The sequence below is a fragment of the Methylobacterium sp. P1-11 genome, from assembly GCF_008329595.1.
Taxonomy (GTDB): Bacteria; Pseudomonadota; Alphaproteobacteria; order Rhizobiales; family Beijerinckiaceae; genus Methylobacterium.
On record NZ_NPKS01000025.1, the window covers coordinates 86,393 to 100,028 of the forward strand.

11 protein-coding genes are annotated in these 13,636 nt (G+C 69.3%); 3 read left to right on the plus strand and 8 right to left on the minus strand.

The window, feature by feature from the left end; all coding sequences use genetic code 11:
* Window positions 1–104: 104 nt before the first annotated feature.
* A complete protein-coding gene (locus CIW48_RS22935) occupies window positions 105–1,355 on the plus strand; it encodes an FAD-dependent oxidoreductase (protein WP_149312807.1) in 1,251 nt (416 codons plus the stop codon).
* A gap of 300 nt (window positions 1,356–1,655) precedes the next feature.
* Here the strand turns inward: CIW48_RS22935 and CIW48_RS22940 are convergent, their stop codons facing one another.
* The 5 genes from CIW48_RS22940 to CIW48_RS22960 form a co-directional block, all read right to left on the minus strand.
* On the minus strand, window positions 1,656–2,708 hold the full coding sequence (locus CIW48_RS22940) for an alpha/beta hydrolase (RefSeq protein ID WP_149312808.1): 1,053 nt from the start codon (window positions 2,706–2,708) through the stop codon (window positions 1,656–1,658).
* Between the two features lie 19 nt (window positions 2,709–2,727).
* Window positions 2,728–3,843, minus strand: a complete 1,116-nt coding sequence (locus CIW48_RS22945; RefSeq protein WP_149312809.1) for an alpha/beta fold hydrolase — start codon at window positions 3,841–3,843, stop codon at window positions 2,728–2,730.
* Window positions 3,844–3,949: 106 nt separating this feature from the next.
* Window positions 3,950–5,356 carry an MFS transporter gene (locus tag CIW48_RS22950; RefSeq protein ID WP_149312810.1) on the minus strand — a complete coding sequence of 469 codons (1,407 nt, stop codon included), beginning with the start codon at window positions 5,354–5,356 and terminating at the stop codon, window positions 3,950–3,952.
* Between the two features lie 82 nt (window positions 5,357–5,438).
* The gene (locus CIW48_RS22955; protein ID WP_149312811.1) at window positions 5,439–6,962 is read right to left on the minus strand and encodes an aldehyde dehydrogenase; all 1,524 of its coding nucleotides are present in this window, start codon (window positions 6,960–6,962) and stop codon (window positions 5,439–5,441) included.
* A gap of 60 nt (window positions 6,963–7,022) precedes the next feature.
* Entirely contained in the window at window positions 7,023–7,655 is a 633-nt protein-coding gene (locus CIW48_RS22960; RefSeq protein ID WP_149312812.1) for a GntR family transcriptional regulator, read from the minus strand.
* Between the two features lie 124 nt (window positions 7,656–7,779).
* Between CIW48_RS22960 and CIW48_RS22965 the strand changes: the two genes are divergently transcribed.
* Window positions 7,780–8,556 (plus strand): alpha/beta fold hydrolase, encoded by a 777-nt coding sequence (locus CIW48_RS22965; protein ID WP_149312813.1) that lies wholly within the window; start codon window positions 7,780–7,782, stop codon window positions 8,554–8,556.
* 262 nt (window positions 8,557–8,818) lie between these two features.
* Here the strand turns inward: CIW48_RS22965 and CIW48_RS22970 are convergent, their stop codons facing one another.
* On the minus strand, window positions 8,819–11,041 hold the full coding sequence (locus CIW48_RS22970; RefSeq protein ID WP_149312814.1) for a molybdopterin cofactor-binding domain-containing protein: 2,223 nt from the start codon (window positions 11,039–11,041) through the stop codon (window positions 8,819–8,821).
* Window positions 11,042–11,055: 14 nt separating this feature from the next.
* A complete protein-coding gene (locus tag CIW48_RS22975) occupies window positions 11,056–11,526 on the minus strand; it encodes a (2Fe-2S)-binding protein (protein WP_149312815.1) in 471 nt (156 codons plus the stop codon).
* A gap of 103 nt (window positions 11,527–11,629) precedes the next feature.
* On the opposite strand from CIW48_RS22975, the gene CIW48_RS22980 reads away from it, so the two are divergent.
* Window positions 11,630–12,256 (plus strand): hypothetical protein, encoded by a 627-nt coding sequence (locus CIW48_RS22980; protein WP_246695383.1) that lies wholly within the window; start codon window positions 11,630–11,632, stop codon window positions 12,254–12,256.
* Between the two features lie 536 nt (window positions 12,257–12,792).
* Here the strand turns inward: CIW48_RS22980 and CIW48_RS22985 are convergent.
* Window positions 12,793–13,636, minus strand: an 844-nt coding sequence (locus CIW48_RS22985) for a hypothetical protein (RefSeq protein ID WP_197739371.1), incomplete at its 5' end; no start/stop codon positions are given.

The following is a 13,636-nucleotide window of genomic DNA, read 5'->3' on the forward strand; positions in this document are numbered from 1 at the left end:
TGAGCGCCGATCCGGCCGCTTGTCTCCCGAGTGCAGGACGCTCAACAATCCGTATTGTTCCGCTAATGTCACGGTGACTGGTCCGGACTTAGAGGCGGCTCTCAATGATCAAACGAGTCGTAGTGGTAGGCGGCGGCTTCGCCGGCCTCTGGAGCGCAGCAGCAGCAGCGCGAGCTCGCGATGAACTCGGGCTGACCGAGGAGATTGTCATCACCCTCATCGCTCCAGATCCATTCCATGCTATTCGGGTGCGGTGCTATGAGGCTGACCTCACGCCCGTCGCCGTGCCGCTGGACAACGTGCTCGGTCCCATAAACGTCGGCCGGATCGAAGGTACCGTCACTAAGATCGATGCCAGCGGGCGACATCTCGCAGTGCAGTGCCCGGGCAGACCCGGCTCGCTCACGCTAGAATACGACAGACTTATCCTCGCCCTCGGAAGCGTCCTGTCTCGCCCGGCTGTGTCGGGCATCGACTTGGCTTTCGACATCGACACGCTTAGCGGCGCGCGACAGCTCGCCAGCCATCTTGGGGACCTGGGTCGCGACGCGGTCGGTCTTGACCAGACCGGATGCTGGACCGCCATTGTGGTTGGCGGCGGACTTGTCGGAATCGAACTCGCCTGCGAGCTACCGGCTCGCCTCGCTGCTGCCCGCGACCAGGCCGGGGGAACGGGTCCCGTTCGCACGGTGCTGGTCGACCGCTCTGCTGAGGTTGGATCCCCGATGGGCGGCGCTGCGATGCCCGCCATTCGACAGGCTCTCGCCGCAGCTGGCGTGGAATGCATCAGCGGCACCGGCGTTGCAGCGATCGACCCTACGGGCGCGGCGCTCAGCGACGGAACTTACATCCCGGCGCTGACGGTCGTCTGTGCCACGGGTATGCGGGCGAACCCTCTTGCCGAAGAACTTGGCGTAGCGCGCGATGCACGCGGTCGGTTGCCCGTGGACGCGCTGATGCGTGTCACCGGCGTTCCGGCCGTGTTCGCGGCGGGCGACGTGGCGGTGGCTACAGCCGACGAGGCCGGACACCAGACGGTCATGTCTTGCCAGCACGCGCGCCCGATGGGTCGGTTCGCGGGCTACAACGCGGTCTGCGACCTCGTCGGGCGGCCAGATCTCTGCCTGCGGTTCGCGGCACCGGATTACGTGACAGTGCTCGATCTCGGCGCGTGGGGAGCCGTCTACACTTCGGGCTGGGATCGCGACCGCCTCGTTGCGGACGGCGCAGCGGCGAAGGTGACCAAGCGTCTGATCAACGGCAGCCGCATCTACCCACCACCCTCACGCGATGGCGCCGCAATCCTGGCAGCGGCCGCGCCCATCATCCAGGCGCGCCCCGCGACGACTGGCTAGCAGACCCGCCTGCAAAACCCGTCGCGTCTGTCGATGCACGCAGCTGTGCTGCTGGCGCAGGCGGAGGGATGGCGAAGCCGGTGGCGTCAACCCGTACCGGATTGCCGGCGAGCTTCCGAAAGCCCGAGAATGGCCAGCCTCGATCATCGCGCGGACTCGTGTGAGCGTCTCGGACGTATGCCGATCTGCCATAGGGCTTCCGGCTGAATGCCGACGTACCGCAATGCGCCCATCCCGGCCATTGAGCCGCTTGTTGAACCGTCTCGTAAGCGGATGCTGCCGACTGCCCCTGGCTTGGCCCTAAGGAGCGAGATGCGTGTCGAAGAAATGCGCGATCTCCTCGAACACCGCCCGGGTTTCCGGTGCGGTGTCGTCTCTGATGTATTGGGCGTGAGACTGGCCTTCCCCGACCTGGAGGAAGACTTCCACGCCGGCCTCGCGCAGCTTGCGATGCACACGCACCGTGTTCGAGAGCAGCAGGTCTCGCGTGCCGGTGGTGAGGATGGTGGGCGGGAAACCCGTGAAGTCACCGTAGACGGGCGAGAGCATCGGATCCTTGAGGTCGTGACCGTCCGCGTAGACCTTGGCACCGTCGTCGCAGAAGCCGTCCGGCGAGACCAGCACGTTGTCGAGCATGGCGTTGGTCACGAAGCTGTCGCCGACCTTGGTGGTATCCGACATCGGCGTGCCAGGCGCGATGGCGGCCGGCAAGGGCAGCCCCTCCTGCTTCGCCCGCAGCACCATGGCCAGGGTCAGCGCGCCGCCGGCCGAGGTGCCGAAGATCGCGGTCTTGCGCGGATCTGTTGTTCGCGTCACGGCCTTCCAGACCGTCATGGCGTCGTCGTGGGCGGCCGGATAGACGGCCTCCGGCGGCATGCGGTAGTCGACCGAGATCACCTTGAAGTGGCCGAATCCGGCCATGAACAGCGCCTCCGGCAGCCCGGCCTCGCCAGGATTGAGCACGTAGCAGCCGCCGTGAACGTGGACGAGGACCCGGTCGCGGTTCTCCGGCGGGACGACGTCCGGGGTTACGATGAAGGCCCGCACGCCATCGATGGTCGTGCGCTCGACCTTCACGTGCAGGCGCTCGATCATGCCGGGCACGAGCTTCCTGAGCGCCTCCGCGCTGGCCTCGACGACGGGCTTCCAGGCCGCGCCGTCCTTCGGGTGGATGTCCCAGTTCGTCCGCAGCGGCAGGCCGATGATCTTGCCCATCTGCGGGCTGACGTCGGCGGGCACCGGCACCGACTTGGCCGGCACCTGCAGCGGGGCGCCCTGCTGCTGCGCTGCAGCGGGGCCGGCGGCGAGCGCCGCCAGAGCCGCGCCGATCGCGATCGCCGTCTGTCCGATCATTGCCTGACCTCTCACTGTCTCAACGGCCGCGCGGCGCAGCCGCGTCCAGGAAATCCCGGGCAGTCCGGTTCATGAAATCCACGTCCGCGGCCTTGGTCGCCGTGGCCGTCGTATGGCCCTGCACGGACGGCACGGCGACGACGCTCGCTTGCGGGATGTAGGCACCGGCCTCGCGCGCCTCCTCGACCGGATTGTAGAGGTCGAGCGTGCCGCCGGTAAGGATCAGCGTGCGCGCCCTGATCGCGGCGAGCGCCTTCCGGACATCGCCGCCGAACCCGGGGGTCTGGCCGATGTCGTGGCGGTCGTAGGCCCAGGTCTGGGCGATCCAGTCGTTGGCGTCGAAGCCGGCCTTGAGCACCGCCTCCTCTTGCGCGCGCATCCAGGGCAGAATGTCGAGGGGCTGCGGGGCGATCCCGCGCAGGGCCTCCGGCGTCCGGGCAGCCAGCACCTGCAAGATATCGGCGCGCAGCCGCCAGCCCTGCTCGGGCTGCCTTTCGTAGGCACCGTCCTTGAAGGCGGGATCGAGCATCAGCGCCTTGCGGGTGGCCTCGTTGACGGCAATCGACCACGGCGCGGTGCGCGCCATCGGGGTCAGCGCCACCAGGGCGTCCATGAAGCCGGGATGGCTCGCGCCCCATTGCAGTGCCTGCATGCCGCCCATGGAGGCGCCCGCCACCGCCACGAGGTGGGTGATGCCGAGGCGGTCCAGGAGCCGCTTCTGGCTCTCGACCATGTCGCGGATGGTGAAGTGCGGGAAAGCAGTGCCGTGTTGGCTGACGCTGTTGCTCGGGCTCGTGGTCAGCCCATTGCCGATCGCGTCGGTGGCGACGACGAAGTACCGATCGGTGTCGAGGGCCTTGCCGGGACCGATGAGGAAGTCGATCCGGTGATGGTTGCCGCCGATCGCGGTGGTCATCAGGATCGCGTTCGACTTGTCGGCGTTCAGCGTCCCATGGGTAACGTAGGAGATCGCGAAGTCCCGGATCGTCTCGCCCGTCTCCAGCGGCAGGTCGCCGAGCGGCTCCAGGCGGTGCGGCGGCGCGTTCGGACCGTGCGCGGCGGATGGCGACAGGCCGGCGACCAGCAGGGCGGCGGCCAGTGCCCATCCCAGCGTCCTGCGGTGTGGTGTGCGCATCGGAGTCTCGCCTTCGAAAGTGTTGATGCTTCCCGCAAGCCGAAACCCGCCGCCATTCCAGAGCGCCGGGTGCGGCTCCGGGATGGCGCGGGGACGTGATGTGCGCTCAGGCGATCGGGCGTGGCACCGCACTGCGTGCCCCGGAGGCCGCGCCGGCCTCGGTCGGCGTGGGGCCGGGCTCGAGGCTCTCCAGGCTCTGGCGGCGCGGCTCGACGCCGAAGACGGCGACCGCCACGATCTGCAGGGCCAGGAGCCCGATCATCAGACCGGTCACGCCCGCGATGCCGTAGGCCTCGAACAGGCTCACGACCAGGAACGGCGTCACGATCGTCGCCCCGCGTCCGACCGTGTTGCACAGGCCCGATGCCCGCAGCCGCACCTCGGTGGGAAACAGCTCGGGGATGTAGATCCCGAACAGGAGCGCCACTAGCACGTAGATCGGCACGGTCAGCCCGAAGCCGACGAGCGGCAGCAGGACCGGGTCCAGAGTCATCGGGTAGAGGATCCCGAACAGGATGGCGGTCGCCGAGGCGCCGATGATCGTCGGCTTGCGGCCCCAGCGGTCGGCGGTCAGCGCGCCGATGGCGCTCCCCACCGGCGCCCCGAGGCCCATCAGCAGCGCATAGCCGAAGGAGGTCGCCACCGAGAGGCCCTGCCGGATGAAAAAGGTCGGCAGCCACGTCACGAAGCCGTAGAGCAGCGTGTTGATCACCACGAGGCACAGGCAGCCCAGCAGCAGCCGCGACAGCAGCGGCGGCCGGAACAGGGCGGCGAGCCCGAGCTGCGGCACGGGCGCCATCGCGGCGGCGGGCGGCAGGGGCGCGCCCCGGCTCGCCTCGGCCTCGATCGCACGCATCAGCGCCTCGGCCTCAGCGTTCCGCCCCACGGCCTCAAGCCAGCGCGGCGATTCCGGCAGGCTCTTTCGGGCGTACCAGACGGCCAAAGCTCCGACGCCGCCCAGCGCGAACATCGCCCGCCAGCCGAAAGCCGGGATCACGAGGTATCCGACCAGGGACGCCGCCGGCAGGCCGGTGACCACGAACACCGCCATCAGGCCGAGGAAGCGCCCGCGCGCCCGCGCCGGCACGAATTCGGTCATGGTCGAGTAGCCGACCACGTTCTCGGCTCCCAGGCCGACGCCCATGATGAAGCGCAGGATGATCAGGACCGTCATGTTCGGCGCAAAGGCCGCGCCGATGGCGGCGAGGCCGAAGACCAGCAGGTTGGCCTGATAGGTGAAGCGACGTCCGTAGCGGTCCCCGAAGAAGCCCGTGAGGAACGAGCCCGCCATCATCCCCACGAAGGTCGCCGAGACGAACCACGCGTTCTGCGGCAGGGTCGAAAAGCCACTCTTCAGGGTCGAGCCCAGCACGGTCGCGGCGATGTAGATATCGAAGCCGTCGAAGAACATGCCGACCCCGATCAGCCACATGATGCGGCGATGGAATGGGCCGATCGGCAGGCGGTCGAGGCGGCCTCCGGCGTTGACCGCCGGGTTCACGGACGCGGGCATGGGCGTTTCCTTCCGGGGGAGGGGGGCCGGCGCGGAAGGGGTCCGTCTGGCGCGGACCTCGCATCCTCCCGCGCCGTCGTCGTCAGTTCAGGCGGCGCTGGCCGGCCGTGTCGCGGTACCAGTCGAAAGGCCCGTCGCCGGTCGCCACCATCACGCTCTTGACGTCGAAGTGGTCGTTGAAGCTCTCGATGCCGCATTCGCGGCCGAGCCCGCTGTCGCCCACCCCGCCCCAGGGCGAGGCCGGGTCGAGGCGGTGGTGGTCGTTGATCCAGACGATGCCGGCCTTGACGGCGTGCGCCACCCGGTGGGCCCGGGCGACGTCGCGGGTGCGCACGGCCGCGGCGAGGCCGAAGGGCGAGTCGTTGGCCAGCCGGAGCGCGTCGGCCTCGTCCTCGAAACGCGTGACGCTGGTGAACGGACCGAACACCTCCTCCTGGAAGATGCGCATGTCGGCACGCACGTCGGCGAAGACTGTGGGCTCGACGAAGTAGCCGCCCTCGAAGCCCGGCACCTGCGCGGCGCGCCCGCCCGCCACTGCGCGGGCGCCCTCGTCGCGACCGTAGCCGGCATAGGCCAGGACCCGCTCGCGCTGGCGCTCGGAGATCACCGGACCGAGCTGGGTCGCGGCGTCGAAGGGGTCGCCGAGGCGGATCGCGGCGGTCTTGGCGGCGAGCCGCTCCACGAACTCGTCGTAGATCGAGGCCTGGACGAGGTGGCGGCTGCCGCACACGCAGGTCTGGCCGGCGCCGATGAAGGCGCCGAAGGCCGCGTAGTTCACTGCCCGTTCGACGTCGAAATCCTCGAACACCATCACGGGCGTCTTGCCACCGAGTTCCATGGTCTGGTGGGCGAAGACCTTGGCGGCGGCCGATCCCGCGATCCGGCCGGCCTCGGTGCCGCCGGTGAGCACGAGCTTGTTGATGTCGCGGTGCTCGGCGAGGGCTTTGCCGGTCGAGGCGCCCAGCCCGAGCACGATGTTGAACACCCCCGGCGGCAGGCCGGCCTCGGTGAAGATCTGCGCGAGCTTGAGCGTCGTGAGCGGTGTGTACTCGGACGGCTTGACCACCGTGGTGCATCCGGTAGCGAGCACGACCGCCAGCGACTTGCACAGAATCATCAACGGGTGGTTGAACGGAGTGCAGTTGGCCACCACCCCGATCGGGGTGCGGCGGGTGTAGTTGAGGTAGTTACCCTCCACCGGGATCACGTCGTCGCGGCGCGCCAGCGCCACGCCCGCGAAGTAGCGGAAGAAGTCCGGCAGCCGCGAGAGTTGCGCCCGCGTCTCGTTGACCGGCCGGCCGTTGTTGGTGGTCTCAAGCCGGTAGAGCGTGTCGAGGTTGGCCTCGAACGCGTCAGCCAGGCGATTGACCAGCCGGGCGCGCGCCCGGAGATCCATGCCACCCCATTCCTTGCCCTCGAAGGCGGTCCGGGCCGCGCGCATGGCCCTGTCGACATCGGCGGGACCTGAATTGGGAATCCGAGCGATCACCGCGCCGGTCGCGGGATTGCGCACGTCGATCAGCGTGCCGTCGCCGGCCTCGACCTCGCGGCCGTCGATGAAGTTGCCCCGTGTCTCGACCGAGGGTGCCGGCGCGTGCAGGGTCATGGCGTCTCTCCCGTATCGTTTTGAACCGCGTCCCGGGCTTCACGCCCGAGGCGGCGCTGCTCAGAGGACGATCGCGCTGCGCTCCAGCGCGGTCAGGATGCGTCGCTCGGCCTGGCCGACATGCTCGCGCACGAGGCGCCGCGCGCCGCGGCCGTCGCGGCGCTGGAGCGCGTCGATGATGCCGGCGTGCTCGGCCACCAGCTGCGCCGGATCGCGCCCGCGAATGCCGTCGAGACTGACGCGCACCAGCCGGTCCGCCTGCTCGACGAGGTCGCGCACGGTCGCGGCCATGCGGCGGTTCCCCGACGCCTCGGCAAGCGCGATGTGAAAGGCGCGATTCTCCGCGATGAAATCGGCGCCGTCGGCCACGGAGCGGAACGCGTCGAGCGCGCCGAGGATGGCATCGGGCGCGTTGGCCGCGGCTTCCGCCGCGCAGGCCGGCTCGAGCGCGAGGCGCATGCGCAGCAGATCCCGCGCGTCGGCGACCGAAATGGCATTGATCTGATATCCCTGCCGCGCATGAACGGTCACGAGGCGCTCGCGCTCCAGGCGCAGCAGCGCCTCGCGGACGGGCTGGCGGCTGACGGCGTAGCGCTTGGCTAGTTCCTGCTCGCGCACCTCCGCACCAGGACGAAGGGTGCAAGCCAGGATGTCGGCGCGGATCGCCGCGTAGATGTTGTCACGGAGCAGCACGGCGGCCTCATTCAATCGACACATGCTGCCATTCGTGAAATATCACGTCAACTGGATTGCGGTTGCGCGCGTCGGATGCGACAGCGGGCTGAAGGCGTCGGCAAGGGCGGTGGGGAGGTCTTGAATGCAGGCGTTGATCGCGGAGGAAACCGTTGCGGTTCGGGAGTTCGGCGCTGGGCCGCCCCTGGTCCTGCTGCACTCGCTGCTCGCCGATGCCACCAGCTTCGACCCAGTCGTCCCGGCGCTCAGCCGTGACTTCCGGGTCCTCGTCGTGGACCTGCCGGGCTTCGGCGGCTCCACGCCTGTCCCGGGCGGCCTCGAGGCGGTCGCCGACCGGGTCGGCGAGGCGGTGCGCGCGGCGACAGGCGGGCGGCCGGCGGCCGGGCTTGGCAACGGATACGGCGGCTTCGTGCTGCTGCTCTGCGCCCTGCGCCACCCGGAATTGTTCGACCGCCTCGTCTTCGCGGATTGCGGCGCCTGCTTCTCCGAGCCGGGCCGCGAGGCCTTTCGCGGCATGGCGCGCGTGGCGGGCGAGAAGGGGCTTCCGGCCCTGGCCGACACGGCGATGCGCCGGCTGTTCTCACCCGCGTTCCAGGCCGCCCATCCGGCCTTGATGGCCGAGCGGCGGGCCGCCTTCCTGCGGACCGATATCGGCGTGTTTCAGAACGCCTGTGCGGCCCTCGCGGGCCTTGATCTGCGCCCCCGGCTGGCGGAGCTGCGCGCGTCCGCCCTGGTGCTCGTCGGCGAGCACGACGAGGCGACGCCGCCGACTATGGCGCGTGAGCTCGCGGCCGGGCTGGCGGATGCCCGGTTCGCGATGCTGCCGGACTGCGCGCACGTCCCGCAGCTTCAAGCCCCGGAGATGTTCGCCCGAGAGACCTTGGATTTCCTCCAGCGGTGACCTGAACAGCGCGCAGTGGACTGAGCCGGCCGAGGGGCAATCCGACGGACGTGAGCGCCGAGCAGCGAATGCTCGAGCGCTGCCGCAGTGCGGTCAGCGGATGCCGGAGCGAACCCTGGCACGGGCGGGCCCATGCCGACCGCCTCGATCAAGCTGCATCGATCCCGGCGGCCGACGCACGCCCGATGTCCGCGAAGCCCCGCGGACCGACGATCCCGTCCCGCGCCGCGCCACTGGAGCGACGATCCTGCCAGTTCACGACTCAGGCCCCCTGCAGGGCTGCCTTCACCTTGGCCGGAGTGAACGGCACGGACCGCACGCGCACGCCGGTTGCGTCGAAGATCGCGTTCGCGACCGCCGCCGGCACGATGGCGGCGGACGGCTCGCCGGCGCCCCACGGCTTCTCGCTCGGCCGATCGATCAGGTCGATCACGACCTCGGGCACGTCCGGGAAGGTCAGGATCGGGTAGCTCGACCAGTCGAGGCTCGTCACGGCGCCGCGATCGAAGGTGACCTCCTCCAGCAGCACCCGGCTGACGGTCTGGATGACGTTGCCGTCGAGCTGGTTGCGCACGCCGTCCGGGTTGATGATCTGGCCGCAATCCTGGACCACGAAGAAGCGTGGCACCCGCACCTGCCCGGTGTTGCGATTGACTTCGACCTCGGCCACGCCGGCCACGTAGGTGCGGTTGAGCTCGTACTTTACGTAGGAGATCCCGCGGCCGCGCAGCACGTCGCCCGCGACGTCCTTCACCGGCGAGGGGCGCGCCTGCCACTTGGCGAGATCGGCAACCCGCTTCAGCACCTCGATACCGCGCGGATCCTTCAGCGCGCGCAGGCGGTACTCCAGAGGGTCGGCGCCGGCTGCCGCCGCGCATTCATCGAGGAAGGCCTCGTTGGCGTAGGTGTTCTGCATCCGCCCGGGGGTGCGGATCCAGGAGGGCCGGAACGGCGTCGAGGCCAGACGATGACAGACCGTGTGCACGTTCGGGAAGGCGTAGGGCAGGGCCGAGTTACCGATGATGTTGCCGGGCGCCATCGTGGTCTCGTGCGGCAGGTCGGCCAGTGAGGCTGCCACCAGCGGCACGTTGCCGGCCGCCCCTTCCGGAATATGGAACTGGGAGGACCAGGCAGTGACGTTGCCCTGCGGATCAAGGCCGGCCTTCAGGTCGATCAGGGTCGGCGGTCCTTTCGGATCCCAGCCATGCTCGTCCGCGCGCGACCACTGGACCCGCACCGGCCGTCCGGTTGCGCGGGCGAGGAGGGCCGCATCGCCGGCCGCGTCCTCGTGACCGTTGCGGCCGTAGCAGCCTGAACCCTCCACGTAGATGCACCGGACCGCCTCTGGCGCGAGGCCGGTCATGGCCGAGAGCTGCTTGCGCAAGGCGTGCGTCATCTGCGAGGCCGTCCAGCAGGTCAGGAACCCGTCCTTCAGCTCCGCGATGGCGCATGACGGACCGATCGACCCGTGGGTGTGGATGGCGAAGTCATAGGTGGCTTCGAGCCTCCGGGCCGCCTGGCGGAGTGCCGCCTCGGCATCGCCCGTGCTGCTCGTGACGTCGTCCTTCGTCACCTTCGTGGCGCGCACGTGCTGCCAGAGCTTGTCCTGCTCGGGCAGGCCCTCCCATTTCGACCACGTCGCCTTCAGCTGCTTGGCGGCCTTCACGGCCGCCCACTCCTTCTCGGTGACGACGGCCAGGAAGTTACCCTGGTGCACGACCTTGATCAGTCCCGGGATGGTCGCGACCGAGGCCTCGTCCACGCCCTGCAGATCCGCCCCGATGGTCGGAGGACGGACCACCCGGGCATGCACCATGCCGGGCACGCGGTAATCCTGCATGTAGGTGAAGCGGCCGGTCATCTTCTCGGGGATGTCGACCCGCGCCACCGACTTGCCGACGAGGGCGAACTGCGCCGGATCCTTCGTCTTGACCGCCGGATCGACCTTGAGGTCGAGGCGCCCATCCTTCACAAGGTCGGCGTAGGAGAGGCCCTGTCCACCAGCTTTCGGGCGGACGGTGCCGTTCTCGCTCACCAGCGCGTCGGCCGGTACGCCGAGGCGCTCGCTGGCCATCTGCACGAGGCGCGCGCGGGCCGTCGCCGCCGCCTGCCGGATCTCGACGCCGCCCTTCTGGATCGAGAGGCTCCCGTAGGTCGGCCCCTGATCCGGCGTCAGTGCCGTATCGCCCTGGACGATGGTCACGCGGTCGAGCGGCAGGTCGAGCTCTTCGGCCGCGATCTGCGTCAGGGCAGTCTCGACGCCGGTGCCGAGATCGACCTTGCCGGAGAAGATCGTGGCGCGACCGTCGGCGCCGAGCGCCAGGAAGCTGTCGACGCGGTCCGGGGCGACGGGCTTCGCGAAGCCGTTGGTGGCGACCGGCGCGAAGGTCTGGGCACTGGCGCCGCGGCCGGACAGCGAGAAACCAACCACGAGGGCGCCGCCCTGGAGGAGCAGGCTGCGGCGGGAGAGAACGGGTGCGTTCATGGCAACAAGCTCCGTCAGAGCGTGCCGGCCGCGCGCTGGACGGCGCGCACGATCCGCTGATGGGTGCCGCACCGGCAGAGATTCTGGGCGAGCGCTTGCCGGATCGCGGTCTCGTCGGGCTTCGGCATTTCGCTGAGCAGGGCGGCCGACTGCATGATCATGCCGTTGATGCAGTAGCCGCATTGCGCCGCCTGCTCGGCGATGAAGGCCGCCTGCACCGGGTGTGGCTTGTCCAGGCTGCCGAGCCCTTCGAGCGTCACGATCTTAGCGCCCGCCTTCAGGCTCGAGACCGGAGTGATGCAGGAGCGCACCGCCTGCCCATCGACATGCACCGTGCAGGCGCCGCACTGGCCCAGCCCGCAGCCGAAGCGCGGCCCGTGGAGGCCCAGATCGTCGCGCAGCACGTAGAGGAGCGGCGTATCGGGGTCGTCCACGCTCACGGGCGCCGCGCGCCCGTTCACGTCCAGCGACATCGGCTGCGCCATCGGGCATCTCCCTGGAACCATTCTGGGGTGCTCGGCCTATACCCCGCGTAGATCCGGAGCAACGCGGCGGCGTGACAGCGATCCCCATTCGCTGCACGGGGCCGTGCTGGCCCCGGCGCCGTCAGGGAAGCGCATGCCTTCGCAGAACCGTAGCCGATGCATCCTCGCTCTTGTTCTCGCGCTGTCCGCGGGCCCCGCAAGGGCCGCCGAGCGCCTCGCGCAGGACTGGCCCGAGGCGTCCCGCAAGGCCGCTGAGGCCGTGGCTGACAAGTACGGCGCACCGCAGGAGCAGACGGCGACGCTGCTGATCTGGCACCGCAACGGTCCGTGGATCCGGACGGTGGTGCACAAGGTCGGAGCCGAACACGATTTTCCGGCCAAGCACAGCGATGTGTTGGAGCAGAGCCTGCCCTACAAGGTCCCGCTCAACCTCTTCAGCGCCGTCGCGACCTTCAACGGCAGCGTCATCCCGGACCGGACGCGGGGCACGCTCACCACGTACGGCGCCAGCGAGGCCGAGAACGTCCTGAGCCTGAACCTGGCCCGGGCGGTGGTGCGCGGCGAGCTCACGGCGGAGCAGGCACGGGATAAGGAAGTCGCGGCCGCGCAGCAATTGGCGAACGGACAGGTGCCGGACCTCGCGGCCAAGCTGACCCTCGATCAGCAGCAGGAGGGCGACGTTTCCGACCCGGACACCGCGATGATCCTGCCGCCCAGCCGAACGCGATAACCCGGAAGACGCGGCCCTCTGTTCTGGCAACGCGTTGATCCACGGGCGCCCGCCGGCCGGGATTGTGGATCCTCACGCGGCGCGCTGTTCGACGCTCGATCCCGTTCGCACAATACGCCCGTGAAGGCCGCCGCGCCCTGTTCCAATCAGCGCGCGGCCGCCGCATCCCGCCGTCGAGGCATCGGGGTACCCGGAATCTCCCGGCGAAACGCCGCAAGCCGGTCGAGAAGCGGCCGCCCTGCGCCGGGCCGGCTTGTTCGTGGCCGCCGCTCGGACTGGGCGTCAAACCCCCAGAACGATCTTTCCGAAATGCTCGTTCTTCCTCGAGCGGGAGAGCGCGGCCGGCGTTTCCGCCAGCGCAAAGCGGCTGACGATCGGCAGATTGAATCTCCCGGCTACGATCGCCGGCCACAGGCCGGCCCGCACGCGCGTTGATCGCGCGCTGAACTTCGATTGATCGAGTCCGGTTGGTTGCGCCGATCTAGCCGATGCGCTTCGTGGGGTGCGGGTCGAACTCGCTGCAGCTCCAGGTCGTTTCAGGCCGCAGCCTTGCGGGAGTCACCCGATAGCGCGGCGATGAGCTCGGCCTTGACGGCTTCGGCGCGTGCGTTGGCGATCTGGCAGGTCCCGGCAGCTCGGTGCCCACCGCCACCATAGTCAAGGCATAGCGCGCCGACATCGACCTGTGAGCCGCGATCGAGGACCGATTTCCCGATGGCGAAGACGGTGTTCTGCTTCTTCAAGCCCCACATCACGAGGGCCGAGACGTCGCAGTCGGGAAAGAGAGCGTACACGGTGAAGCGGTTGCCCGCGTAGATGACCTCCTCGTCCCGCAGGTCGATCAGCGCCAGCTTGCCGTGGACAGAGGTGCAGCGGCGGAGCTGGTCCACGAAGGACTCGCGATGCGCGTTGTAGAGGTCGACGCGCTCCCTGACGTCCGGGAGCGCCAGGACCTCCGCGATGCTGTGGTCACGGCAATGCTCGATGAGCTGCATCATGAGCTCGTAGTTCGAGATCCGGAAATCGCGAAAGCGTCCGAGCCCGGTGCGCGAATCCATGAGGAAGTTCAGCAGCACCCAACCCTGCGGGTCGAGGATCTCCGCACGGGTGAACTGCGCCGAGTCGGCCTTATCCACGGCGGCCATCAGTTCGGCGCTAATCCGCGGGAAGGCTGCGGCGCCGAAATGCCTGTGTACGACGCGGGCCGCGGACGGCGCCGTCGGATCGATCACATGGTTCGAGAAGGTCCGCCCGGCATGACGAGTCATCTCGCTAGCGTGATCGTACTCGCCGGTCTGGAGCACGGCGCGGGCGGCCGAGACCGCGTCGCCGCCGCCCTTCATCTCGACGGTGTCGAAGTACGGGCGGTTCGGCAGGTGG